Origin of the sequence: Mesorhizobium sp. C399B, from assembly GCF_030323185.1 — a bacterium.
GTDB lineage: Bacteria > Pseudomonadota > Alphaproteobacteria > Rhizobiales > Rhizobiaceae > Mesorhizobium.
This window is the reverse complement of the sequence record NZ_CP100472.1, coordinates 3,346,761-3,366,892: the sequence shown is the minus strand read 5'-3', so window position 1 is coordinate 3,366,892 and position 20,132 is coordinate 3,346,761. Positions and strand designations below refer to the sequence as shown.

General features: G+C 63.2%; 26 protein-coding genes. 9 read left to right on the top strand and 17 right to left on the bottom strand.

The window, feature by feature from the left end; genetic code table 11:
• Window positions 1-90 precede the first annotated feature (90 nt).
• The 4 genes from NLY36_RS16255 to NLY36_RS16240 all read right to left on the bottom strand — a co-directional run bounded on the left by NLY36_RS16255 (window position 91) and on the right by NLY36_RS16240 (window position 2,484).
• On the bottom strand, window positions 91-648 hold the full coding sequence (locus tag NLY36_RS16255) for a fasciclin domain-containing protein (protein ID WP_023687459.1): 558 nt from the start codon (window positions 646-648) through the stop codon (window positions 91-93).
• Window positions 649-868: 220 nt separating this feature from the next.
• The gene (locus NLY36_RS16250) at window positions 869-1,591 is read right to left on the bottom strand and encodes an anti-sigma factor (RefSeq protein ID WP_023736962.1); all 723 of its coding nucleotides are present in this window, start codon (window positions 1,589-1,591) and stop codon (window positions 869-871) included.
• The gene (locus NLY36_RS16245) at window positions 1,588-2,127 is read right to left on the bottom strand and encodes a sigma-70 family RNA polymerase sigma factor (RefSeq protein WP_023673234.1); all 540 of its coding nucleotides are present in this window, start codon (window positions 2,125-2,127) and stop codon (window positions 1,588-1,590) included. The genes NLY36_RS16250 and NLY36_RS16245 overlap by 4 nt, the downstream gene beginning before the upstream one ends.
• 120 nt (window positions 2,128-2,247) lie before the next feature.
• Window positions 2,248-2,484: a hypothetical protein gene (locus tag NLY36_RS16240; protein ID WP_023696029.1), complete on the bottom strand. Its 237-nt coding sequence runs from the start codon at window positions 2,482-2,484 to the stop codon at window positions 2,248-2,250.
• Between the two features lie 56 nt (window positions 2,485-2,540).
• On the opposite strand from NLY36_RS16240, the gene NLY36_RS16235 reads away from it, so the two are divergent.
• Window positions 2,541-2,771 carry an amidase family protein gene (locus NLY36_RS16235; RefSeq protein WP_023696030.1) on the top strand — a complete coding sequence of 77 codons (231 nt, stop codon included), beginning with the start codon at window positions 2,541-2,543 and terminating at the stop codon, window positions 2,769-2,771.
• A 77-nt stretch (window positions 2,772-2,848) separates the two neighbouring features.
• Window positions 2,849-3,742 (top strand): acetylglutamate kinase, encoded by an 894-nt coding sequence (gene argB, locus NLY36_RS16230; RefSeq protein ID WP_013528489.1) that lies wholly within the window; start codon window positions 2,849-2,851, stop codon window positions 3,740-3,742.
• 42 nt (window positions 3,743-3,784) lie between these two features.
• On the opposite strand, the gene NLY36_RS16225 is transcribed toward argB, so the two are convergent.
• The 3 genes from NLY36_RS16225 to NLY36_RS16215 all read right to left on the bottom strand — a co-directional run bounded on the left by NLY36_RS16225 (window position 3,785) and on the right by NLY36_RS16215 (window position 6,431).
• On the bottom strand, window positions 3,785-4,183 hold the full coding sequence (locus tag NLY36_RS16225) for a RidA family protein (protein WP_023687463.1): 399 nt from the start codon (window positions 4,181-4,183) through the stop codon (window positions 3,785-3,787).
• A 112-nt stretch (window positions 4,184-4,295) separates the two neighbouring features.
• Window positions 4,296-5,843 carry a magnesium-protoporphyrin IX monomethyl ester anaerobic oxidative cyclase gene (bchE, locus tag NLY36_RS16220; RefSeq protein WP_023736963.1) on the bottom strand — a complete coding sequence of 516 codons (1,548 nt, stop codon included), beginning with the start codon at window positions 5,841-5,843 and terminating at the stop codon, window positions 4,296-4,298.
• A gap of 111 nt (window positions 5,844-5,954) precedes the next feature.
• Entirely contained in the window at window positions 5,955-6,431 is a 477-nt protein-coding gene (locus tag NLY36_RS16215) for an Lrp/AsnC family transcriptional regulator (protein WP_023728109.1), read from the bottom strand.
• Between the two features lie 139 nt (window positions 6,432-6,570).
• Between NLY36_RS16215 and phhA the strand changes: the two genes are divergently transcribed.
• Window positions 6,571-7,407 (top strand): phenylalanine 4-monooxygenase, encoded by an 837-nt coding sequence (gene phhA, locus NLY36_RS16210; RefSeq protein ID WP_023732756.1) that lies wholly within the window; start codon window positions 6,571-6,573, stop codon window positions 7,405-7,407.
• 193 nt (window positions 7,408-7,600) lie between these two features.
• Here phhA and NLY36_RS16205 read toward each other — a convergent pair whose 3' ends face one another.
• The 3 genes from NLY36_RS16205 to NLY36_RS16195 all read right to left on the bottom strand — a co-directional run bounded on the left by NLY36_RS16205 (window position 7,601) and on the right by NLY36_RS16195 (window position 10,147).
• The gene (locus tag NLY36_RS16205; RefSeq protein ID WP_023725317.1) at window positions 7,601-9,040 is read right to left on the bottom strand and encodes a GMC oxidoreductase; all 1,440 of its coding nucleotides are present in this window, start codon (window positions 9,038-9,040) and stop codon (window positions 7,601-7,603) included.
• On the bottom strand, window positions 9,037-9,207 hold the full coding sequence (locus tag NLY36_RS16200; protein ID WP_023736964.1) for a hypothetical protein: 171 nt from the start codon (window positions 9,205-9,207) through the stop codon (window positions 9,037-9,039). Before NLY36_RS16200 ends, NLY36_RS16205 begins: the two co-directional genes overlap by 4 nt.
• A 178-nt stretch (window positions 9,208-9,385) precedes the next feature.
• Window positions 9,386-10,147 (bottom strand): GGDEF domain-containing protein, encoded by a 762-nt coding sequence (locus NLY36_RS16195; RefSeq protein WP_023696034.1) that lies wholly within the window; start codon window positions 10,145-10,147, stop codon window positions 9,386-9,388.
• 175 nt (window positions 10,148-10,322) lie between these two features.
• On the opposite strand from NLY36_RS16195, the gene NLY36_RS16190 reads away from it, so the two are divergent.
• Window positions 10,323-11,042, top strand: a complete 720-nt coding sequence (locus NLY36_RS16190) for a pyrimidine 5'-nucleotidase (RefSeq protein WP_023687469.1) — start codon at window positions 10,323-10,325, stop codon at window positions 11,040-11,042.
• 80 nt (window positions 11,043-11,122) lie between these two features.
• On the opposite strand, the gene NLY36_RS16185 is transcribed toward NLY36_RS16190, so the two are convergent.
• The gene (locus tag NLY36_RS16185; RefSeq protein WP_023681343.1) at window positions 11,123-11,968 is read right to left on the bottom strand and encodes an LOG family protein; all 846 of its coding nucleotides are present in this window, start codon (window positions 11,966-11,968) and stop codon (window positions 11,123-11,125) included.
• 148 nt (window positions 11,969-12,116) lie between these two features.
• Here NLY36_RS16185 and dapD point away from each other — a divergent pair, with 148 nt between their 5' ends.
• From dapD to NLY36_RS16170, 3 genes are read left to right on the top strand one after another with little or no spacing between them, the layout of a single operon-like run.
• A complete protein-coding gene (dapD, locus tag NLY36_RS16180) occupies window positions 12,117-12,971 on the top strand; it encodes a 2,3,4,5-tetrahydropyridine-2,6-dicarboxylate N-succinyltransferase (RefSeq protein ID WP_023696035.1) in 855 nt (284 codons plus the stop codon).
• Entirely contained in the window at window positions 12,968-13,372 is a 405-nt protein-coding gene (locus NLY36_RS16175) for a DUF805 domain-containing protein (protein ID WP_081725464.1), read from the top strand. The genes dapD and NLY36_RS16175 overlap by 4 nt, the downstream gene beginning before the upstream one ends.
• Window positions 13,373-13,393: 21 nt before the next feature.
• Entirely contained in the window at window positions 13,394-14,164 is a 771-nt protein-coding gene (locus NLY36_RS16170) for a hypothetical protein (protein ID WP_023673220.1), read from the top strand.
• 66 nt (window positions 14,165-14,230) lie between these two features.
• Here the strand turns inward: NLY36_RS16170 and NLY36_RS16165 are convergent, their stop codons facing one another.
• On the bottom strand, window positions 14,231-15,244 hold the full coding sequence (locus NLY36_RS16165) for a 2-dehydropantoate 2-reductase (RefSeq protein ID WP_023736965.1): 1,014 nt from the start codon (window positions 15,242-15,244) through the stop codon (window positions 14,231-14,233).
• A 115-nt stretch (window positions 15,245-15,359) separates the two neighbouring features.
• Here NLY36_RS16165 and dapE point away from each other — a divergent pair, with 115 nt between their 5' ends.
• On the top strand, window positions 15,360-16,550 hold the full coding sequence (gene dapE / locus NLY36_RS16160; protein WP_023696037.1) for a succinyl-diaminopimelate desuccinylase: 1,191 nt from the start codon (window positions 15,360-15,362) through the stop codon (window positions 16,548-16,550).
• Between the two features lie 2 nt (window positions 16,551-16,552).
• Window positions 16,553-17,158 carry a hypothetical protein gene (locus tag NLY36_RS16155; RefSeq protein WP_023696038.1) on the top strand — a complete coding sequence of 202 codons (606 nt, stop codon included), beginning with the start codon at window positions 16,553-16,555 and terminating at the stop codon, window positions 17,156-17,158.
• On the opposite strand, the gene truA is transcribed toward NLY36_RS16155, so the two are convergent.
• From truA to NLY36_RS16130, 5 genes are read right to left on the bottom strand one after another with little or no spacing between them, the layout of a single operon-like run.
• Complete coding sequence (gene truA / locus NLY36_RS16150) at window positions 17,155-17,910, bottom strand: tRNA pseudouridine(38-40) synthase TruA (RefSeq protein ID WP_023696039.1); 756 nt, start codon at window positions 17,908-17,910, stop codon at window positions 17,155-17,157. The genes NLY36_RS16155 and truA overlap by 4 nt on opposite strands.
• 11 nt (window positions 17,911-17,921) lie before the next feature.
• Complete coding sequence (locus NLY36_RS16145; RefSeq protein WP_023696040.1) at window positions 17,922-18,428, bottom strand: GNAT family N-acetyltransferase; 507 nt, start codon at window positions 18,426-18,428, stop codon at window positions 17,922-17,924.
• Window positions 18,425-19,375 carry a methionyl-tRNA formyltransferase gene (fmt, locus tag NLY36_RS16140; protein WP_023696041.1) on the bottom strand — a complete coding sequence of 317 codons (951 nt, stop codon included), beginning with the start codon at window positions 19,373-19,375 and terminating at the stop codon, window positions 18,425-18,427. Before fmt ends, NLY36_RS16145 begins: the two co-directional genes overlap by 4 nt.
• Window positions 19,376-19,413: 38 nt before the next feature.
• Window positions 19,414-19,839, bottom strand: a complete 426-nt coding sequence (locus NLY36_RS16135) for a type II toxin-antitoxin system VapC family toxin (RefSeq protein ID WP_023696042.1) — start codon at window positions 19,837-19,839, stop codon at window positions 19,414-19,416.
• A complete protein-coding gene (locus tag NLY36_RS16130) occupies window positions 19,836-20,123 on the bottom strand; it encodes a hypothetical protein (RefSeq protein ID WP_023696043.1) in 288 nt (95 codons plus the stop codon). Before NLY36_RS16130 ends, NLY36_RS16135 begins: the two co-directional genes overlap by 4 nt.
• Window positions 20,124-20,132 lie beyond the last annotated feature (9 nt).

Sequence of the window (20,132 nt, the reverse complement as noted above, 5' to 3'; positions counted from 1 at the left end):
CGTGGAGCGCTCGGAAGATTGCGCGGCCCGCGAAGGGGGAGCCGCGCAATCAGAGAGCTTACCGCCTGTTCGTCGGCGGCAGGGGCTTTGTTACATCTTCGGCAGCAGGACCTTGTCGATGACGTGGATGACGCCGTTCGACTGCTCGACATCGGCGATCGTGACATTGGCGACATTGCCGTTCTCGTCGGCTACGGTGACCTTGCCGCCATCGGCCTTGAGCGACAGCTCGCAGCCGCCGACCGTCTTGACCTTGTGGGTGCCGCCATCGGCCTTGGCCATCGAGGCGACATCGGCGCCCATCGCCTTGGCGCCGATGACATGGCAGGTCAGGATCTTGGTGAGCTTGTCCTTGTTCTCGGGCTTGAGCAGCGACTCGACCGTGCCAGCCGGAAGCGCGGCGAAGGCCTCATTGGTCGGCGCGAAGACGGTGAACGGGCCGGCGCCCTGCAGTGTCTCGACCAGGCCGGCAGCCTTGACGGCGGCGACCAGTGTCGTGTGATCCTTCGAATTGACGGCGTTCTCGACGATGTTCTTGTTGGCGTACATGGCGGCGCCGCCAACCATCGGATTCTCGGCATAGGCGATTGTGGCGAGGGCGGAGACGGCAATGGTACCGGCGAGCAAAAGGGTGGCGATTCTACGCATAGTGTTCGAACTCCTCGGGGTTATTGTTTCCTCTTTCGGAACAGAGGAGATACGAAATAGACCTGCCTGAGTTTCCGCGCGCCGGGAAAAATTTCCTTTATTTTGTCGGCGAATTAATCTCCCAGATCGAACCTCTAATCTCCAGCAGCGTATCCAAAACGAAAACAGCGGAAGATGTACTTCCGCTGTCTTCATTGTCACGTCATGGTTTTACGATCTATCAGATGCCCTTCAGGTCGCCCGCGGCAACGACCGGTCCGGTCGGCTGTCCCGTCGTCGAACCGCCCGTCGGCTCGACGCTGACAGCAAGCACGGCGCCTTGCGCCAGCTTCTGCTGCACGGCCGGGGTAACCGGGATATGGGCGACCTGGCCGGCGGGGATGACGCCCATCGAGACCGGAGCATTCTTGCCTTCGATCATCCACAGTTCGAAGTCCTTGCCGGCGGCGCGTTCGCCCGAAACCAGCGACAGGCCGACATCGCGGCGGGAAGCGTCGTAGACGACAAGGTATTTGACATCGCTGCCTTCGGCAGCCAGCGAGGCGACGAGGCGCTCCTGCGGCACGACGACCGGCGACCTGACGTAAGGCACGGCGACATAGAGCACCAGGGCCGCGAGAGCCGCTGCGGTGAGGCCGCGCCAGAAGCTAAGGCTGGACCACAGGCTGCCGCTCGGGGCCGTCGTCGACGCCGCGGTGGAGGAGAACAGCCGGCGATCGATAGCCGGCTTGATGGTGGCCGGCGGCTCTACCTCAGCATAAGCGGCAGCCATCGGCGAGAGGTTTACTTCCCAGGAATCGACGAGACGGGCAAAGCCGGTCTCCGCGTCGATGCGTCCGGAGGCTATCTGGCGCTCATCCGCCGGCAGCACGCCGAGAACGTATTCGGCTGCGAGCAGGTCGTCGCCTCCACGTTCCGGTCCATTTTCTTCTGCCAGGGTCATCTTTCCAGACATTCTCTAAGTTTCAACAGGCTGCGGCGCAGCCATGTCCGCATCGTGTTGAGCGGAACCTTGTGACGTTCCGCGAGCTCGGCGTAACTTTCGCCGTTCAAATAAGCACCCCGAACGGCTTGCGCCCGGTCTTGTTCCAACTCTTCAAGGCACTGATAGATGCGCTCGGATTCACCGCCCGCAACAACCATAGCCTCTGGCCCCGGACCGGGGTCAGCCACGTCGAGCGCGGCATCGATATCGGCAGCGGGCTTGCGTCGCGACCGGATGCGATCAATCGCATGATTGCGTGCTATGGCCACCAGCCAGGAGATTGGGCTTAGATCGGAAACAGCGAAACGGTCCGCCTTCGTCCACACTTTAACGAAGACCTCTTGCAGCGCTTCTTCCGCATCTCCGCGATCCTTCAATACACGAAGGCACACGCCGAAAAGTTTCGCACTGGTTTGCCGGTAAAGCAGATCGAACGCAGTCCGATCCTTCATCGAGGTCCGGACAATCAGGGTGGAGATATCCTGCGGCGTCATACGGACAAGCTAAGCGATCACGATTTATTTGCAAAGGCAGAAATCTTGTTGTCCACGCAATCGATGTCCGCGCCCGATCGCCAGTAATCGCCGGTCGGTTGCCAAGGAAATCGGCTGTCGTTAGCCTCCCGCAGATAGGGGAACAGCAATGTCGGCCGAACGGATGCTGTGGGAGAACGATGCGACCGGCTTGGCAGAGCTGTTGCACAGAGGCGAGATCTCGCCGCCAGACCTTGTCGATGCTGCGATCGCGCGCGCCGAGGCAACCCGATCATTGCGCATCCGCCGCTTGCCTGAGGCGCCATGGACCCGAAGGGGGCCGACGAGCTCATCGAAAACCTGCTCGACAAATTGCATTTGACCCGTCTCTTGGAGATCAGATCCTTGTTTGGGCAATTGATGGACAAGAGCCTGTGGTTCACCACTGGCCGGCGATCCAGAATGTCAGCGGCCAGCCGTCGATCGCGCTGCCGGTCCATGTCACCGATGCCGGCCTGCCGCTCGGCATCCAGGCCGTCGGCCGCCCCGGCGACGAGCAGGACGCTTTTGTCGCTTGCTGCGCAGATGGAGAAGGTTTCCGGGTGGCTGACGCGGCGGGCGCCGCTCAAGGTGCCGGCCTGATCCGGCAGATTTCATCATCGTGATAGCAAAGCTGTTTGCGGCCTGGGCCAATTCCCGCTAAGACGCCGCCGTCCTTACCCACATCCAGGGAACCATGCCGATGACGGAGATCACCGCCACCGCCGAAATGCAGGCCGCCCTGCTCTCGCGGGCCCTGCCCTATATGCAGCGCTACGAGCACAAGACGGTGGTGGTGAAATATGGCGGTCATGCCATGGGCGATATCGAGCTCGGCAAGGCTTTCGCCCGTGACATCGCGCTGCTGAAGCAGTCCGGCGTCAACCCGATCGTCGTCCATGGCGGCGGGCCGCAGATCGGCGCCATGCTGGCCAAGATGGGCATCGAATCCAAGTTCGAAGGCGGACTGCGCGTCACGGATCAGAAGACGGTCGAAATCGTCGAGATGGTGCTGGCCGGTTCGATCAACAAGGAGATCGTCGCGCTGATCAACGCCGAGGGCGAATGGGCGATCGGCCTGTGCGGCAAGGACGGCAACATGGTGTTCGCCGAAAAGGCGCGCAAGACCATGATCGACCCGGATTCCAACATCGAGCGTGTGCTCGATCTCGGTTTCGTCGGCGAACCGGTCGAAGTCGACCGCACCCTGCTCGACCTGCTGGCGCGCTCCGAAATGATCCCGGTGCTGGCGCCGGTGGCGCCCGGCCGCGATGGCCATACCTACAACATCAATGCCGACACCTTCGCCGGCGCCATCGCCGGCGCCTGCCAGGCGACGCGCCTTTTGTTCCTGACCGACGTGCCCGGCGTGCTCGACAAGAACAAGAAGCTGATCGACGAGCTGACGGTGGCCGAAGCCAAGGCGCTGATCAAGGACGGCACGGTGTCGGGCGGCATGATCCCCAAAGTCGAGACCTGCATCGAGGCGATCGAGCGCGGCGTCGAAGGCGTCGTCATCCTCAACGGCAAGACGCCGCATGCGGTGCTTCTGGAACTGTTCACCGAACACGGCGCCGGCACGCTAATCGTGCCCTGATCGGCAACTGGCTTGGCGGCCAGTTGGTCGGCTGGCCAGCCCTTAGGCAGGCTGGGGCAGGCGCGCGATGACCTTTATCTCGAAGTCGAAGCCGGCTAACCAGTTGACGCCGACCGCCGTCCAATTGGTGTAGGGCGGTTCACCGAACACCTTCAGCCGAACGGCATCGATCACGGGCCATTGCGTTGCCGGATCGGTGTGGAAGGTGGTCACGTCGACTATATCGTCGAACGTGGCGCCCGCTGCTTTCAGCACTGCCGCGAGATTGTCGAAGGCAAGCTGGACCTGCTTTTCGAAGACAGGTTCGGGCGACCCGTCCTCGCGGCTGCCGACCTGGCCCGAGACAAACAAAAGATCGCCCGATCGGATTGCAGCAGAATAGCGATTGATCTCGTAGAGAGCCTGCCTGCCGGCAGGAAAGATCGCGTCACGTTTGGTCATTTTCACTCCATTGTCCGGGGCACTCACATACGTCCCGTATGCATGAGGTGGGTACATACGCCGCGTATGTCAATACGCATACGGTACGTATCTATGAATGGCAGCGAGCCGGTCAGGTGCCGGCCGAGATCGCGACAGCCGCTTCGGCCGGCTTGCGCGACGGGCGCATGACGAGCATGGATTCCTCATCAGCATCCTGCGGAGCGCCCCAGAACTCAGCCAGCGTCGGACCATCCTTGAGGCGGCGGTCGCGGGCCAGGAAACCCCAGACCTCGCGGAACCACACGCGGCGGCCCATTTGGGTGTACCAGCGCATCGAATGGCGCTGTTCGGGATCGGGGTGGAAGAGAATGCGCGCCAGCGCCTTCGGCCGCGACTGCACCGCGACCTCGATCAGCTTGACCGAGAAGAACAGCATCCACGGTTTCAGCCGGGTCATCTGCAGCACCTGGTGCTTGTAGTCCCACAGCCGGGCATCCGTCTGGATCACCTTGCGGTCCTTGGCGATGCGGAAGAACGGCGTCCAGCGGTGCGGCGTGACATAGAGCGCCTGGATCTGGTCGGGGTCGTAGGCAAGCAGCTGGCGAAAGCCGCGCCACAGATCGCGAAAGGTCTCATCTTCGAACCCCGCCACCCAGGTCGCCATGGACAGTATGCCATGCTGGCGGAGCAGCCGGATCGCCTCGCGGTCGGATGAGGTGCTGCCGCCCTTGCGGATCAGTTGAAGCGTCTGCTGGTCGGTGTTTTCCATGCCGAGCAGCCAGCGGATGACGCCGGCCTTGCGATAGAGGTGCAGGATGTCGGCATCGCGCACGATGTCGTCGGCCCGGGTCGAGCCGACGATCAGCACCGGCACGTTCTCGGCGATCAGCGCATCGAGAAAGGCGCGCCAAACCTTCTTCGACACGGTCGGGTTTTCGTCGGCGAGGTTGATCAGTTCGACGCCGTGCTGGCGGTGCAGCCAGGCAATCTCCTGCGCAAATTTCTTGGGGTCGCGATGCCGCCAGCGGGTCCAGAAACCGCGTTGGCCACAATAGTTGCACAGATGCGGGCAGCCCCGCGAAAACTGCATGACCACGGCGCGCTTGCCGCCCCAATAGCTGTAGCGGCGGTGATCGATCAGCTCCCAGCCGACGCGGTACTCGTCCAGATCGGCAATGGTCCCGGCCGGCCGCGTCGCGAAGGGGCGGCCGAGATCGTCGCGATAGGCGATGCCCGCGACATCGGCCAGTGGCCGGCGATTGTCCAGTGCCACGACCAGGGCAAGGATGGTTGCCTCGCCCTCGCCGCGCACGATGAAGTCGAAGACATCGCTCGCCGCCAGTATGTCGCGCCAGTGATAGGTCGGGAACACGCCGCCATAGATCACCAGCGTCGCCGGCTCGAGCGCCTTGACCATGCGGGCGATCGCGAGCGCGGTGGGATGCGCCGAGGTCGAGCCGGAATGGCCGATCAGGATGCAATCGGGCTGGCCGCTGAGCGCATCGCGCACCAGCGTTTCCAACGGCATCGGCCCGAATTCGGCATCGACCAGCCGGACTTTATGGCCGGCTTCGATAAGCGGGCCGCCCAGTGCCAGCAGGCCGAGCGGTGGCAGATGGTCATCGGGCACGCGGCTGCCGATGGCGGTGTGCGGCGGATTGATCAGCACGATGTTCATGACGGACCTTTGAGCGACGGTCCGCATGGCGTAGCCGGCGTTTCAGTTTCGCATTTGGGCTCCGTTCAGCAGTTTGCGTGCAGCTTTTCCGCAGAAATGGCGGTGCGTGTCCTACCGCCTGAGGTGGGCGAGCGGCACGTGGCCCGGGCCCTTGATGTTCTGCAGCACCAGCTGGGTGTGAACGTCGCGCACGCCGGCAAGACGCATCAGGCGGTGCATGACGAAGGCGTTGAGTTCGTCGACCGACGGCACCATGACGTGCAGCAGGAAATCGTGGTCGCCGGTCATCGTCCAGCATGACGACACTTCATCCATGCGTTGCACGGCGGCGATGAAGGTTTCGGGCGAACCGTCGCTGTGGCTGGTGAGCCGCACCTGGATGAACACCTCGACCATCAGGCCGACGCCGCGGCGGTTGAGCACGGCGGCAAAGCCCTTGATGATGCCGGCCTCCTGCAGCGCCTCGAAGCGGCGAGCGCAAGGCGTCGTCGACAGGCCGATCTCCTGCGCCAGTTCGGACACGGGCTTGCGTCCATCGCGCTGAAGCACATCCAGCATCTTGATCTCGAAATCGTCGAACTGAGGCATTTTCACTCTCTTTCAGCTTCTGCTTGGTGATTTTTACCCCAAATCATGGACCCAAGCCATCATCAAAGCTGAACTGCCTCGCCGGCCGCCGCTAGACTCTGCGGACATATTCAAGTGTCACGATCAGGGGAGAAGAACCATGACGACGATGAGCGTTGCCGAATATGCCCGTGATTGCGCGGCGCAAGGCCTGCGTGGCGACTATTCGGTCTGCCGTTCCGACTTCACCGTGGCGCAGGGCTACAACTACAGCGCCGACGAACAGGCGGTGTGGCGCACGTTGTGCGACCGGCAGACCAAGCTGACGCAGAAGCTGGCGCACCATTCCTATCTCGATGGGATCGCCGCGCTCGGCCTGCTCGACAAGATCCCGGATTTCGGCGCGGTCTCAGACAAGCTGCGCAAGCTGACCGGCTGGGAAATCGTCGCCGTGCCTGGCCTCATCCCGGCCGCGCCCTTCTTCGACCATCTCGCCAACCGGCGCTTTCCGGTGACCAACTGGCTGCGCACCAAGGACGAGCTCGACTACATCGTCGAACCCGACATGTTCCACGACTTCTTCGGCCATGTGCCCATCCTGACGCAGCCGGTGTTTGCCGACTTCATGCAGATGTATGGCGAAAAAGCCGAGAGCGTGATTGCGCTGGGCGGTGACGAGATGATCACCCGGCTCTACTGGTACACCGCCGAATACGGGCTGATACAGGAGGAGGGCCAGAAGCGGAAAGCTTTCGGCGCCGGGCTGATGTCGTCGTTCACCGAATTGCAGTTCGCCGTCGCGAGCCCTGACGCGCACCACGTGCCCTTCGACCTCGAAACGGTGATGCGCACCGGCTACGAGATCGACAAGTTCCAGCGCGCCTATTTCGTGCTGCCGTCTTTCGACGTGTTGCGCGATGCGTTCCGGACCGCCGATTTCAAGGCGATCGTCGCCCGCCGCAAGGGGCAGCCGGCGCTGGATCCAGCGACGGTTTAGCAAATCCTGAAGGGTTTGCGCGGCACCTACCCCCACCCTTAATCCCTCCCCAAAGGGGAGGGAGATCTCGTTGGCGCTGATTTCCGAGGGTTTCGACACCAAGGCATGGGTAGCGCCGGTAGCAATCCTGTCGCGCCGTTCGCTTTTTTGACAATCAGACGGTAATGACTTCGTCACACCGGGGATGACTTCGTCACACCGTGATTACTTTGGTCAGATGGTCGCCTAGCCGGCAGGCAAGTGCGGTGATCGTCGTCGTCGGGTTGCATTCGCCCGACGTGCAGAACACCGACGAGCCGCCGACATAGAGATTGTCCATGCCGTGCACCTTGCAGTTGGCGTCGACCACGCTCTTGGTGATATCGGTGCCCATGCGCGTGCCGCCCATATGATGGTGGCCGGCCAGTTCCTCATCCGTCGGGTAGTCCTCGCCATTGGTCAGCCAGTCCATGATGCGGACGCGGCCGAGGTCCTTCTCGATCAGCGTCGTTCCGAACAGCTTGAGCCCCTCGAGGATGGTGCGGCGCTCCAACGGCGACTTCTTCCAGTGCAGCTCGATGCGCGGCACGCCGGCACGGTCGACATCGGTCTTCGACAATTCGATATGGTTCGAGGCCAGCGGCGCCTGTTCCCAGGCGACGTAGAGCTGGGCGGCGCAGCGCAGGTTCTGGCTGAGCTGGTAGGCGACCCATTCGGCGGCCTCGGGCGCGGTGCAGGCGAGGTCGGCAATCAGGCTCTTGACGCCGGCATAGGGCGTCTCGATCAGGCGTATGCCGAAATTCATGATCTGCAGCCGCTCCATGGCGGCGAGCGTCGGCGAGAAGAACGCCTCGTTGACGGCATCGACCTCGAACTCCCTGTAATCGGCCAGGATGGCATTGCCGCCCTCGAAGGTCGGGTGCTCCATCCAGTAGCGGCCAAGTGCCGTGGCGTTCGGCACCACGCCGCCATTCGAGCGCTGGTTCGACCATAGAAGCAGCCGCGAATTCTCCAGCCCGCCGGCGCAGACGATGAAATAATCGGCGCTGAAGGCGCCGGCATCCTTGCCGTTCGACCACAGCCTGGCGCCGGTCACTCGTTTGCCGTCCCCGGCAAGTTCGGTGGCATAGGTGTTGAGCACGAGCGCTATGTTCTTGCTCTTGTCGAGCTCGTCGGAGAATTTCTCGCCAAAGCGCACGGCCGGGCTCTTGATCAGCTGCACCCAGCGTATGTCGTCTGAAATCGGCACATCGGGCTTGAAGTCGGGAAGCTCGAGTATGTCGTGCACCTCGGACAGATAGGGCTCGATGTCGGTCCGGGCGATTGGCCAGCCGGTGTCCGGCGCCCATGCCTTGGGCTCAAAGTCCTGCTTGTCGAGCACGCGGCACCAGCCGGCCCAGTGGTTCGACGACCCGCCCATGAAGCGCAGCCGGGTGATGTCGAGATCGAAATATTGATCGCCGACCGTGGAGCCGCGGTAGAAATCCTGCGACTCGTCGCTGAATTCGCGTGCGCCGGCCTCCAGCACCACGACCGGAATGCCGGCGGCGCCGAGCTTTCTGGCAATGGTGGTGCCGGCCGGCCCGGAGCCGAGAATGCAGACCTTGGGCTTGAAATCCGAGGCTCGAAACGCCTCATAGCTGTCGAAGATCATACCAGATCGCTCCGCTTCAGGATCCAGCCATTGACCACGACGATCTCGTCGGGATCGGATGGGGGGCGGTCGCTGTCAGGCAGCTTGCGAAAAAGCTGTAGCGCCGGCATCGCAATCAGCGCCTGCACGATGGTGCGGCGCGATATTTTCCTGATGAACAAACTCATGACACGTCTCTGGATGGGGGCTTCGATCCACGCATAGCGTTCCCTGAACGGCACACGTACCGGCCAGACATGCCATGCCCGTGCCAAGGCTTGCCTGTAAACGAGTTACAACCCGGTAAACGGCGCAGTTGCGTGGAAACAATGTCGGCGATCCGTTAACAGCCCCACCACCAACACCTCAGGCAGCTTCGGAAATATCCCGGTCTAGGATCGACAAATTGCGGCCGCGGTGCTTGGCCTCGTAGAGCCGGCGGTCGGCGGCGCGCATCAGGTCCGAGACATCGGCATCTTGCGCACAGGTGATGCCGCCGATCGAGACGGTCAGCGGCACCGTGCGCTCGTCGACCGGACGAAAGCGGACCAGCTCGACTTCACGGCGGATGCGCTCGGCCACGCGCCGGGCTTCGGCTTCCGTAGCGCCGACCAGGAAGGCGCCGAACTCCTCACCGCCAATGCGGCCAAGCACGTCGCCGCTGCGGACGCCGCGCTCGATGGCGCTGGCGATCAACAGCAGTGCGTCATCGCCGGTCAGATGGCCGAAACTGTCGTTGATCGCCTTGAAATGGTCGGCGTCGATGATCAGCAGCGCGCCGCGATCGGATTTGCGCCGCGAGCCGTCCAACGCGGCAAAGAAGCTCTCGCGGTTGAGCATGCCGGTCATGTCGTCGCGGCTCGCCTTCGCCGACAGGCGCCGATGCGCGGCGGCGAGCTGGGCATGCGCGCGGGCGAGATCGCGATGCGCGTTTTTCAGTCGGTCGCTCTGCCAGAAGGTGCTGGCGCAGGCGATCCAGGCGAGCGCCAGCGGGCACACCGTCGATGTCAGCCAGACAGTGCGGTCGACCGGAAAACCCATGGCCGGAACGATGATCAGCGTCAGCAAAAGCGAGATGGCTACCGAGCCGAATGCGACCGCGGCGGACTTTAAGACTATGCGACTCATCGCTGGCTCCCACTGAACCGTCTCTGTGCCAGCAAGCCCTGAAGGCCACCTTTCCGTGATGGCTAAAATTTGAATGGTGAGCCCATTTTTACAACTCTAGATGCACATAGGTTGTGGATAAGCTCTACATCAGAAAGGGGTTCGAACGGCAGATATTTCATGCCATAAGGACGCCATGACCACGCTGCCCGATCCCGCCCGCTTCGCCCATGTCACCGACTGGGTGTTCGACCTCGACAACACGCTTTATCCGCACCATTCGAATCTGTTTTCGCAGATCGACGTCAAGATGACGGCCTATGTCGGAGAACTGCTCACGCTGCCGCGCGAGGAAGCGCGCAAGCTGCAGAAGGAACTCTATCTCGAATATGGCACGACGCTGAACGGGCTGATGACGCGCCACGGCATCGACCCCGACGATTTTCTCGAAAAGGTGCACGACATCGACTATTCGTGGCTGGTGCCGGATCCGGTGCTGGGCACCGCCATCCGCCAGCTGCCCGGCCGCAAGTTCATCTTCACCAATGGCGACCGCAGGCACGCCGAGCGCACCGCGCGCCAGCTCGGCATACTCGACCATTTCGACGACATTTTCGATATCGTCGCCGCCGGGCTGACGCCGAAGCCGTCGCGGCAGACCTATGAGAAGTTTGCCGAACTGCACGCCGTCACCGGACACAATGCGGTGATGTTCGAGGATCTCGCCCGCAACCTCGAGGTGCCGAAATCACTGGGCATGACCACGGTGCTGGTGGTGCCGCGCAATTTCGAGCCGACCTTTGCCGAGATCTGGGAACGCGATCCGGCCAATGAGGACGACGTCGATTTCGTCACCGACGATCTCGCGACGTTTCTGACGGGGATAGTGGAGGGGGTAGAGGAATTGAGGAGCTGAAGAATTGAAGAACTGGTGAAAGGGAGACCGATCCGGACCTCCTTTTCCTCAATTCTTCAGTTCTTCAATTCCCGGTTCCCCTACTCCCCCAACTTGTAGAAGCGGCTGATGATCCCCCAGGCCTCGTCGGCGGTGTCGACAAAGTCGATGATATCCTGGTCGCCGGGCGTGATGGTGCCTTGTTCGGCCAGGAAATCGAGGTCGATCGCGCGCTGCCAGAACGCCTTGCCGAACAGGATCACCGGCACGCGCTCCATGCGGCCGGTCTGGATCAGCGTCAGCGTCTCGAAGAATTCGTCCATGGTGCCGAAGCCGCCCGGAAACACCGCGACGGCCTTGGCGCGCATGACGAAATGCATCTTGCGGATGGCGAAATAGTGGAAGTTGAAGCACAGCTCCGGGGTCACATAGGCGTTCGGCGCCTGCTCGTGCGGCAGGACGATGTTGAGGCCGATCGACGGCGCGCCGACATCGTCGGCGCCGCGATTTCCCGCCTCCATGACGCCTGGACCGCCGCCGGTGACGACGACGAATTCGCGGTAGTAGGACGTGGCCGATTGCTGTGAGCAGAGGCGGGCGAATTTGCGCGCCTCCTCGTAATATTTGCTGTTTTCCTCGAGGTTTTTCTTCTGCGTCTCGTTCTTGGCGGCCCAGGCCTCGCCGCCGGGCTCGGGAATACGCGCGCCGCCGAACAGGATCACCGTCGAGCGGATGCCGCGCTCGGCCAGGATCATTTCGGGCTTCAAGAGCTCAAGCTGCAAGCGCACAGCGCGCAATTCCCGGCGCGTCATGAAGTCGGGATCGTTCCAGGCCAGCCGGTAGGTTTCGGCGCGCGTCTGCGGCGTGTCGGGAACGCTTTTCGAGCGCTCGAGATCCTCGTCCGAATGCGGCAGCGGCGTCCATCCCGCCTTTTCCATGGGAGTCATATGCTTTCTACCCGTCCCAACAGTTCACTTGCGCCGTCCCATGGCGCACGCGCGATTGACCCCCAATACGCCTTAACATAGGGTCCGCGCGACTTTCAAAACAAGGTTAAGGCCGACGGCCTTAACAGCGTGGTAACGGAGCGAATTCATGTCGAAGCCTGATCTGGCCAGCCTCGAAAAGACGATCGAGAAGGCCTTCGAGGAGCGCGACACGATTTCGACCGCGACCCGCGGCGAAACGCGCGACGCCATCCAGTCCTCACTCGACCTGCTCGACCGTGGCACCGTGCGCGTTGCCGAGCGCCAGCCCGATGGCAAATGGCATGTCAACCAGTGGCTGAAGAAGGCGGTGCTGCTCTCGTTCCGGCTCTATCCGATGGAGATCATCAAGGGCGGCCCCGGCCAGGCGGTCTGGTGGGACAAGGTGGCGTCGAAGTTCGACGGCTGGAGCGCGGTCGATTTCGAGAAGGCAGGCTTCCGCGCCGTGCCGTCTTCGATCGTGCGCCGCTCGGCCTATGTCGCGCCGGGCGCGGTGCTGATGCCGTCCTTCGTCAATGTCGGCGCCTATGTCGATAGCGGCACCATGGTCGACACCTGGGCCTCGGTCGGCTCCTGCGCCCAGATCGGCAAGAATGTGCACCTCTCGGGCGGCGTAGGCATCGGCGGGGTGCTGGAGCCGATGCAGGCCGGCCCGACCATCATCGAGGACAATTGCTTCATCGGCGCGCGCTCCGAAGTGGTCGAGGGCTGCATCGTGCGCGAAGGCTCGGTGCTCGGAATGGGTGTGTTCATCGGCCAGTCGACCAAGATCGTCGACCGCGCCACCGGCGAAGTGTTTTATGGCGAGGTGCCGCCGAATTCGGTCGTCGTCGCCGGCTCGATGCCGGGCAAGGCCTTTCCGAACAACGAGCCGGGCCCTGGCCTCTACTGCGCCGTCATCGTCAAGCGCGTCGATGCTAAGACCCGGTCGAAAACCTCGATCAACGAACTGCTGCGTGATTGATCCTGTCCGAGCAACCAGAGCGCTCCAGATTGCCCAACACACCACCACTTCCCTGGCTTTTCTTCAGCCTCTCAGGGCGCGTCAGCCCAAGTGCCTACGTGCTCGCCGGGCTGCTGCTGGTGCTTGCACAGTTTTTCCCGCTCTACCAGTTGTCGAGACTGGAACCCGGCACCGCAACCAGCCAGAACTGGGCACTTGTGTTCTGGGTCGTTTTGCTGATCTCGACATGGTCGAGCTTTGCGGTAACCGCAAAGCGGTTTCATGATTTCGGCAAGCCGACTTATTACGCGTTGATCTCTCTTATCATCGGCCCCATTCTTCTCATCGTTCTAGCGTGTTTCCGCGGTGACCCCGGTCCGAACCGCTACGGCAAACGCAGCAACGCGCCGGCTGAACCATGAGCGCCGACCGGATATCTCGCCATGCGCTACCGCACGCTTGATCCGAAACTGATCATCGACACCGCCGAGCGGCTGGAAGAGCGCGTCGCCGAGCGTTTTCCCGATGCCGGCCTGCGCGGCGTCGCCGCCGAACTGGTGTCGCTGTCGCGCGACCTGGCCAAGGCGGCGCAGGCGCTGGAAGCGCCGATCTGGTGGCTGCGCGGCGCCATCGTCGCCGCTGTTGCCGCCGGCGCGCTGATCTTCCTGTTCGTCGGCACCATCCTGCCGCTCATCCATATCTCGCAGGCCGACGATGCGGTGCAGTCGGTGCAAGGCATCGAAGCCACGATCAACATGATGATCCTTGCCGTGCTCGGCCTGCTGGCGCTGATCCGCACCGAGGAGCGCATCAAGCGCAAGCGGGTGTTTCGCCAGCTGCATGGGTTGAGATCGCTGATCCATGTCATCGACATGCACCAGCTGACCAAGGATCCGGCAGCATTGTCCGCCAATTTCAGGCCGACCGCGCATTCGCCGGCGCGCATCACCAATGCCGCCGACCTGGCGCGCTACCTCGACTATTGCTCGGAAATGCTGTCGATCACCGGCAAGATCGCGGCGCTGTTTGCGCAGTCCGTCAATGACGATGTGGTCATCGACGGCGTCAACGACGTCGAGAACCTGGCGTCCAACCTGTCGCGCAAGATCTGGCAGAAGATCACGCTGATCGAGAACCACCCGGCGGCGCAGCCCGTGCCGGCGCCAGGCCCGGCGAGCAAAGCGCCGGCTCCGAGGCGCGCACCAAAGCTGTGACGCGGCGGGCCCACGCGCCTGTTTTCGGGCTATGCGGGCCAAGGCCCGAGGCTCGCGGCAAGTAGACTATCCAGTGACGGCTTCCGGCGTCAGCCCGGGTGAGCCGCGCTTTTCCCGCTCGGCCTGCCGCACCAGCGCGGTGACCCGCTTCAGCAGAGGCGCCGGCGTGCCGGCCTTTTCGGCGAGGCTCAGGACGGCCCCCTGCAGGTCACCGATCTCGGTCGGCCGACCGCGCTGGAGGTCGTCCCACAACGACGAGCGCGCCTGCGGGTCGATCGCGAGCATGCGGCGGGCGACCAGCCGGAACAGCCAGTCCGGCAGCCGGAGCAGTTTCGGCAGCAGGCCGGGACGCAAGCCGCCGATCCGCGCCGGCGCGATATGTAACGCCTTCATCGCCGCCAGGGCCTCGTCGATCTGACCGGCCAGGATCCGCCGCCAGCGGCGGTCGGCAAGTTCGCTCGCCAGCGGCAGGCCGGACAAGGCGACAAGCGCGTTGTTGAGGTTGATCAGCAGCTTGCCCCACTGAACGGCTTTCATGTCGGGATGGGTTTCCACGCCAAGCCCTTCGACATCGAGAAGGCCGGCAAGCCCGGCCATACCGTCTTCAATCATCACCTTGCCGTCGCTGGCGCGATGCACGTGAAGCGGCAAATTGCCTACGGCCGACTGGACGACATTGAACGGCACCATGCCGGCGAGCACAGTCCGGCCACCGAGCCCGGCGCGTAACCGGTCGGCATTGCCGACGCCGTTCTGGAGGCTGACCACCACGACTTCGCCGCGCGCATGTCCGGCAACAAGCGACGCCATCTCCTCGGTAGCGCCGTTCTTGACCGTCACCAGCACCACGTCGGCACTGGCCAGGGCAGCGGCGGGATCAGTGGTGACGGACTCCGGCCGGATGGATCGGTCGCGATTATCGAGATCGGTGATGCGCAGGCCGCCGTCCAGCAAGACCGTCGCGATGCCTGGCCGCGCCAAAAACACCACCTTGCGTCCGGCCAGCGCCAGGCAGCCGCCGACATAGCAGCCGATGCTGCCGGCGCCGGCAATGACGATGGTCTTTTCGGCGTTGGCCATGCGATTACCTCGTGTTGGCCTGCACTATACGACATGAAAACCATAATGTCGGCGGCAGGACCGGTCATCATCTCTGGCCGTGACAGGCCTTTCGCTTTCGACTATCGCTTTGCCCATGAAACTGCCGACCGATCCCGCCGCCAACCTCGCGACCCTCATACGCTGCGCCTCCGTAACGCCCGCCGAGGGCGGCGCGCTGGCTGCCCTGGAAGGCATGCTGAAGCCGCTCGGCTTTTCCGTCGAACGCCCTGTGTTTTCCGAAGACGGCACCCCCGACATCGAGAACCTCTACGCGCGTCGCTCCGGCAACGGGCCGCATCTGATGTTTGCCGGCCATACCGACGTGGTGCCGGCGGGCGACGAGGCGTCGTGGACGCATCCGCCCTTCGCCGCCGAGATCGCCAAGGGCGAGATGTATGGCCGCGGCGCCGTCGACATGAAGGGCGGCATCGCCTGTTTCATCGCCGCCGTGGCGCGCCATGTCGAGAAAAAGGGTGGTCCGAAAGGCTCGGTCTCGCTGCTGATTACCGGCGACGAGGAGGGGCCGGCGATCAACGGGACGACAAAACTGCTCGACTGGGCGGCGGCCAAGGGCGAGAGATGGGACGCCGCGATCGTTGGCGAGCCGACCAATCCGGACACGCTCGGCGACATGATCAAGATCGGCCGGCGTGGCTCGATGTCTGGCAGTGTCACGGTCAACGGCCGCCAGGGCCATGTCGCCTATCCATTGCTCGCCGACAATCCGGTGCGCGGCCTGATCAGCCTGGTCGACGCCTTGCTGTCACCCGTCTTCGACAAGGGCACGAAGGATTTTCAGCCGACCAATCTGGAAGTGACCTCGATCGATGTCGGCAACCCGGCGACCAATGTTATTCCGGCCAAGGCGACAGCCACCTTCAACATCCGCTTCAACGACACATGGACTGCCGAGACGGTGCAGGCCGAGATCCATAACCGCCTCGACCAGGCGGCGAAGCGCAAGAAATACCGGACCGGCAAGACGCCGGTCGACTACGAGCTGATCTGGCGCGACCGGCCGAGCCATGTCTTCCTGACGCGCGACGACAAGCTGATCGAGACGCTGCGCGGCTCGATCAAGGCGACGGTCGGCAAGGAGCCGGCGCTGTCCACCTCGGGCGGAACCTCGGATGCGCGTTTCATCAAGGACTATTGCCCGGTGGTCGAGTTCGGCCTCGTCGGCAAGACCATGCACATGGTCGACGAGCGCGTCGCACTGGCCGACCTCGAGACGCTGACCCAAATCTACCAGCGCTTCATCGATGACTGGTTCGAGCAGGGCTGATCATGCTTTCGGTTGACGAGACCTCTTCATCGCTTAACGGCGCCTGGCGGCTGATGCTCGGAAAGGCCGACGGCTTGCGGCTGCTCGACCTTTCGGCGGACGGCTTCTGGAATTCCTTCTTCGCCATCGTCGTCGCCGCGCCGGCGATGATCGTCGGCTGGGTCGGCACGGCCAACGAGATCGGCGATCCCAATGCGTTCGCCGGTCGGCTGGGCATGTTGGTTCGCCTGGCGACCGTCGACCTCGGCTCGTGGCTGCTGCCCCTGTTTGTGCTTGCCCTGGTCGCATCGCGCGCCGGCATTGGCGACCGCTTCGTCCACTATGTCGTCGCCAGCAACTGGGCGTCGGCGATCACCGCCTGGATGCTGCTGCCTTCAGCGCTGATCAGGCTTTTCCTGCCGTCCGGCAACCCGGTTGCCGAATTGGTGTGGCTGGTTCTGGTGGTGCTTTCGCTGGTACTCTCCTGGCGGATGACCAACGCCGCGATCGGCAAGGGCGCGGCTGTCGGCAGCGCCGTGTTCGCAGGCATGTTGGTGGTGTCTCTGGCCGTGTTGTTCGGCCTGGTGGCGCTGCTCGGCATCACTGTGCCGACCGCCGCTCCGGCCTAGAACTTTTCCGGATAGTCTACACCGACGAGAAAAAGCCCGTCGGGCGGCGCCACCTGGCCGCAGGCGGCGCGGTCTTGTGCAGCGAGCGCGGCCTTGAGGTCGGCGGCGGTCCAGCCGCCGTCGCCGACGCGTTTCAGCGAACCGACCATGGAGCGCACCTGGTTGTGCAGGAAAGAGCGCGCCGAGGCCCTGACTTCGATCAGGTCGCCCTGGCGGCTTACATCGAGCAGCTCCAGCGTCCGCACCGGACTGTTGGCCTGGCATTGCGTCGAGCGGAAGGTGGTAAAGTCATGTCGGCCGAGCAGGACTTTCGCCGCTTCGTGCATGGCGTCCGCATCGAGCCGCTTCGGCACCCACCAGACCTTGCCCTTTTCCATCGCTGCAGGCGCGCGCCGGTTGAGGATGCGGTAGAGATAGTGCCGTCCGCGGGCCGAGAAACGGGCGTCGAACTCATTGGGGACAACCGTCGCCTGCAGGATGGCGATCCGCGCGCCCGCCGCCTGCAGGTGCGCGTTGACGGCGTCGCGCACCTTGTCGTTTGGCCATGCCTTGGCGAGGTCGACATGCGCCACCTGGGCGGTCGCATGCACCCCGGCGTCGGTGCGGCCGGCGGCGCGTATCCGCACCGCCTCACCGCAGAATTTCTCGATCGCCTGCTCTATCGCCTGCTGCACCGAAGGCTGATCCGCCTGGTGTTGCCAGCCGGCGAAGAGGCTGCCGTCATATTCGATATCGAGACGAAAACGCGGCATACACCCTTCGTTCAGGCGGCGAGTGCGGTAAAGGCCTGGGCGTAGACCAGTTTGCCTTTTTCGGGTGCGTCACCCCAGGCCAGCGCCTGCAGCGCTTCGCCCAGATATTCGCTCTCGAACTTTTCGGCGCGCGCATGGCTGTAGCCGAAGCGGCCGTAATAGGCCGGATCGCCCAACACAACGGCGAGCGTCTCGCCGCCATCCCTGAGGCGGATATGCGCCTCGCGGATCAGCGCACCGCCAATGCCCGAGCCGTGGAACGAAGGTTCCACCGCCAACGGCGCCAGCGCCACGGCTGCGAACTGCTTGCCGCCGTTCTGGACGAACAGCCTGGAAAACAGGATGTGGCCGACCACCTGGCCGTCTTCTTCCGCCACCAGTTCGACAACGGCGTCGCCGCCGGTGACCAGAGCGTCGACCAGCCCGGCCTCCGCCTGCTGGCCGAATGCGTGTTCCTCGACCAGGCGTATGGCCTCGCGGTCCCGCGGCGTCGCGCCGCGTATCGACATCATGCTCATGAGAACTTCATTCCTTTTTCGATCTTGGCCCCGCGCAGAAACTCCTGCGCGGCAGCGGGCTTTCCGCCCGCCCGTTGAACTTCGACCAGCCTGACCGCGCCCGACCCGCAGGCGACCGTCAGCCGGTCATCGAGAATTCCTCCCGACTCGCCCATGCTTTCAGAAAGCGTACCTTCAGAAAGCGTCGAGCGAAGCAGTTTCAGCCGTTCCGTGCGGCCGCCGATGTCGGCCTCGCACCAGGCGCCGGGGAATGGCGACAGCCCGCGAATGTGATTGTGGACCTCCGCAGCCGGGCGCGTCCAGTCCACACGTGTCTCCGACTTATCGATTTTCCTGGCGTAGGTCACCCTGTCAGCCGCCTGCAAAGTCGATGCCAGGGTATTTGTCTCCAATCGGGACAGCGCTTCCACCATCAGCGTGGCAGCAATATTCATCAAGCGGTCGTGCAGATCGCCGGCGGTCATGTCGGGCTCTATGGCGCATTTTTCAACCAGTGCCACCGGACCGGTGTCCAGGCCCTCTTCCATGCGCATCACCATCATGCCGGTTTCGACGTCGCCGGCCATAATGGCGCGCTGGATGGGAGCTGCACCACGCCAACGCGGCAAAAGCGAGGCGTGGCCGTTGAGGCAGCCGAGGCGCGGAGCCTCCAGAATACCCTTCGGCAACAGCAAACCATACGCGACGACGACCGCGACATCGGCACGCAACGCATAGAAAGCAGCTTGCTCGGCCTCGCCCTTCAGCGACAGCGGCGTGCGCACTTCGATGCCCAGCCGCTCAGCCTCGCGCTGCACCGGCGACGGTGTCAGCTCCAGCCCGCGGCGGCCCGCGGCGCGCGGCGGCTGGGTGTAGACGGCTGCTATCTCGTGCCCGGCCTCGGCAATCGCGCGCAGCACCGGCACCGAAAACTCCGGCGTGCCCATGAAGATGACGCGAAGCGGCATTTTTCGTCCAGTATCCTGTTCTGCGCGCGGCAGTCCGCTCAAGCGTCTGCTTCAAACGGGTTTACGATCTTGAGGTCAAGCTCTTCGAAGTCCTTAATATTGCGCGTCGCCAGCATAGCGTCGTGCGACAGGCAGATGGCAGCGATCATGGCATCGGAAAGGCTGATCGGCCGGCCGATAGTTTCCCGCATTGCCCGGAGCTTGCCCGCCAGACGGGGAATGGGACCGGCAAATTCGACGACACGTCCCGAAAACTGCTTCGAAACCAGGTGGTCAAGTGCACGGACGTGGCGGTCCGAGCCGGTCTTGTTGAGAAACCTTTCGGCTCCAAAGGACTGCTCCATGACAACAGGACCGCAGAGATAGAGGTCGAGCAGGTCCTGTCTGCCAAACCACTTAGCGACGTTTGGATCGGGCGCGGGCCGGCTCGCTTCCGAGACGACATTGGTATCGAGGATTATCACTCGAAATTCTCAATGGTGCGGCCAAAGTCGCGTTTCCGTTCCGCTTCGATCTCATCCATCATCTGCGCAAATTCGTCGCTGATTGCATTTTCCGAGGCGAAGGCAGCGCGAATCGCATCCCAAGCCGTGAGTCCAGGCTCGGCCTTGCCTTCTTTTTCCGCAACCATGCCTTTTCGCAACAGATCGATCGCCTTGATCGAGAGGCTTTGGCCGCCCTTGCGTGCCGCATGCTCGATTTCACGCTTCAACGGCTCGGGAATATCTCTGATCAACATATCGCCCATCTGAGTCTC

What these genes read in the sequence shown, in the direction of transcription:
- NLY36_RS16200 (WP_023736964.1), bottom strand. Translation starts at nt 9,207, where the DNA reads ATGAGTTTGTTCATCAGGAAAATATCGCGCCGCACCATCGTGCAGGCG.
- NLY36_RS16215 (WP_023728109.1), bottom strand. Translation starts at nt 6,431, where the DNA reads ATGCCTCAGTTCGACGATTTCGAGATCAAGATGCTGGATGTGCTTCAG.
- phhA (WP_023732756.1), top strand. Translation starts at nt 6,571, where the DNA reads ATGACGACGATGAGCGTTGCCGAATATGCCCGTGATTGCGCGGCGCAA.
- NLY36_RS16245 (WP_023673234.1), bottom strand. Translation starts at nt 2,127, where the DNA reads ATGACGCCGCAGGATATCTCCACCCTGATTGTCCGGACCTCGATGAAG.
- NLY36_RS16205 (WP_023725317.1), bottom strand. Translation starts at nt 9,040, where the DNA reads ATGATCTTCGACAGCTATGAGGCGTTTCGAGCCTCGGATTTCAAGCCC.
- bchE (WP_023736963.1), bottom strand. Translation starts at nt 5,843, where the DNA reads ATGAACATCGTGCTGATCAATCCGCCGCACACCGCCATCGGCAGCCGC.
- NLY36_RS16170 (WP_023673220.1), top strand. Translation starts at nt 13,394, where the DNA reads ATGCGCTACCGCACGCTTGATCCGAAACTGATCATCGACACCGCCGAG.
- NLY36_RS16225 (WP_023687463.1), bottom strand. Translation starts at nt 4,183, where the DNA reads ATGACCAAACGTGACGCGATCTTTCCTGCCGGCAGGCAGGCTCTCTAC.
- NLY36_RS16145 (WP_023696040.1), bottom strand. Translation starts at nt 18,428, where the DNA reads ATGAGCATGATGTCGATACGCGGCGCGACGCCGCGGGACCGCGAGGCC.
- argB (WP_013528489.1), top strand. Translation starts at nt 2,849, where the DNA reads ATGACGGAGATCACCGCCACCGCCGAAATGCAGGCCGCCCTGCTCTCG.
- NLY36_RS16255 (WP_023687459.1), bottom strand. Translation starts at nt 648, where the DNA reads ATGCGTAGAATCGCCACCCTTTTGCTCGCCGGTACCATTGCCGTCTCC.
- fmt (WP_023696041.1), bottom strand. Translation starts at nt 19,375, where the DNA reads ATGCCGCTTCGCGTCATCTTCATGGGCACGCCGGAGTTTTCGGTGCCG.
- NLY36_RS16155 (WP_023696038.1), top strand. Translation starts at nt 16,553, where the DNA reads ATGCTTTCGGTTGACGAGACCTCTTCATCGCTTAACGGCGCCTGGCGG.
- truA (WP_023696039.1), bottom strand. Translation starts at nt 17,910, where the DNA reads ATGCCGCGTTTTCGTCTCGATATCGAATATGACGGCAGCCTCTTCGCC.
- NLY36_RS16165 (WP_023736965.1), bottom strand. Translation starts at nt 15,244, where the DNA reads ATGGCCAACGCCGAAAAGACCATCGTCATTGCCGGCGCCGGCAGCATC.
- NLY36_RS16185 (WP_023681343.1), bottom strand. Translation starts at nt 11,968, where the DNA reads ATGACTCCCATGGAAAAGGCGGGATGGACGCCGCTGCCGCATTCGGAC.
- dapE (WP_023696037.1), top strand. Translation starts at nt 15,360, where the DNA reads ATGAAACTGCCGACCGATCCCGCCGCCAACCTCGCGACCCTCATACGC.
- NLY36_RS16250 (WP_023736962.1), bottom strand. Translation starts at nt 1,591, where the DNA reads ATGACCCTGGCAGAAGAAAATGGACCGGAACGTGGAGGCGACGACCTG.
- NLY36_RS16240 (WP_023696029.1), bottom strand. Translation starts at nt 2,484, where the DNA reads ATGCAATTTGTCGAGCAGGTTTTCGATGAGCTCGTCGGCCCCCTTCGG.
- NLY36_RS16130 (WP_023696043.1), bottom strand. Translation starts at nt 20,123, where the DNA reads ATGGGCGATATGTTGATCAGAGATATTCCCGAGCCGTTGAAGCGTGAA.
- dapD (WP_023696035.1), top strand. Translation starts at nt 12,117, where the DNA reads ATGTCGAAGCCTGATCTGGCCAGCCTCGAAAAGACGATCGAGAAGGCC.
- NLY36_RS16190 (WP_023687469.1), top strand. Translation starts at nt 10,323, where the DNA reads ATGACCACGCTGCCCGATCCCGCCCGCTTCGCCCATGTCACCGACTGG.
- NLY36_RS16195 (WP_023696034.1), bottom strand. Translation starts at nt 10,147, where the DNA reads ATGAGTCGCATAGTCTTAAAGTCCGCCGCGGTCGCATTCGGCTCGGTA.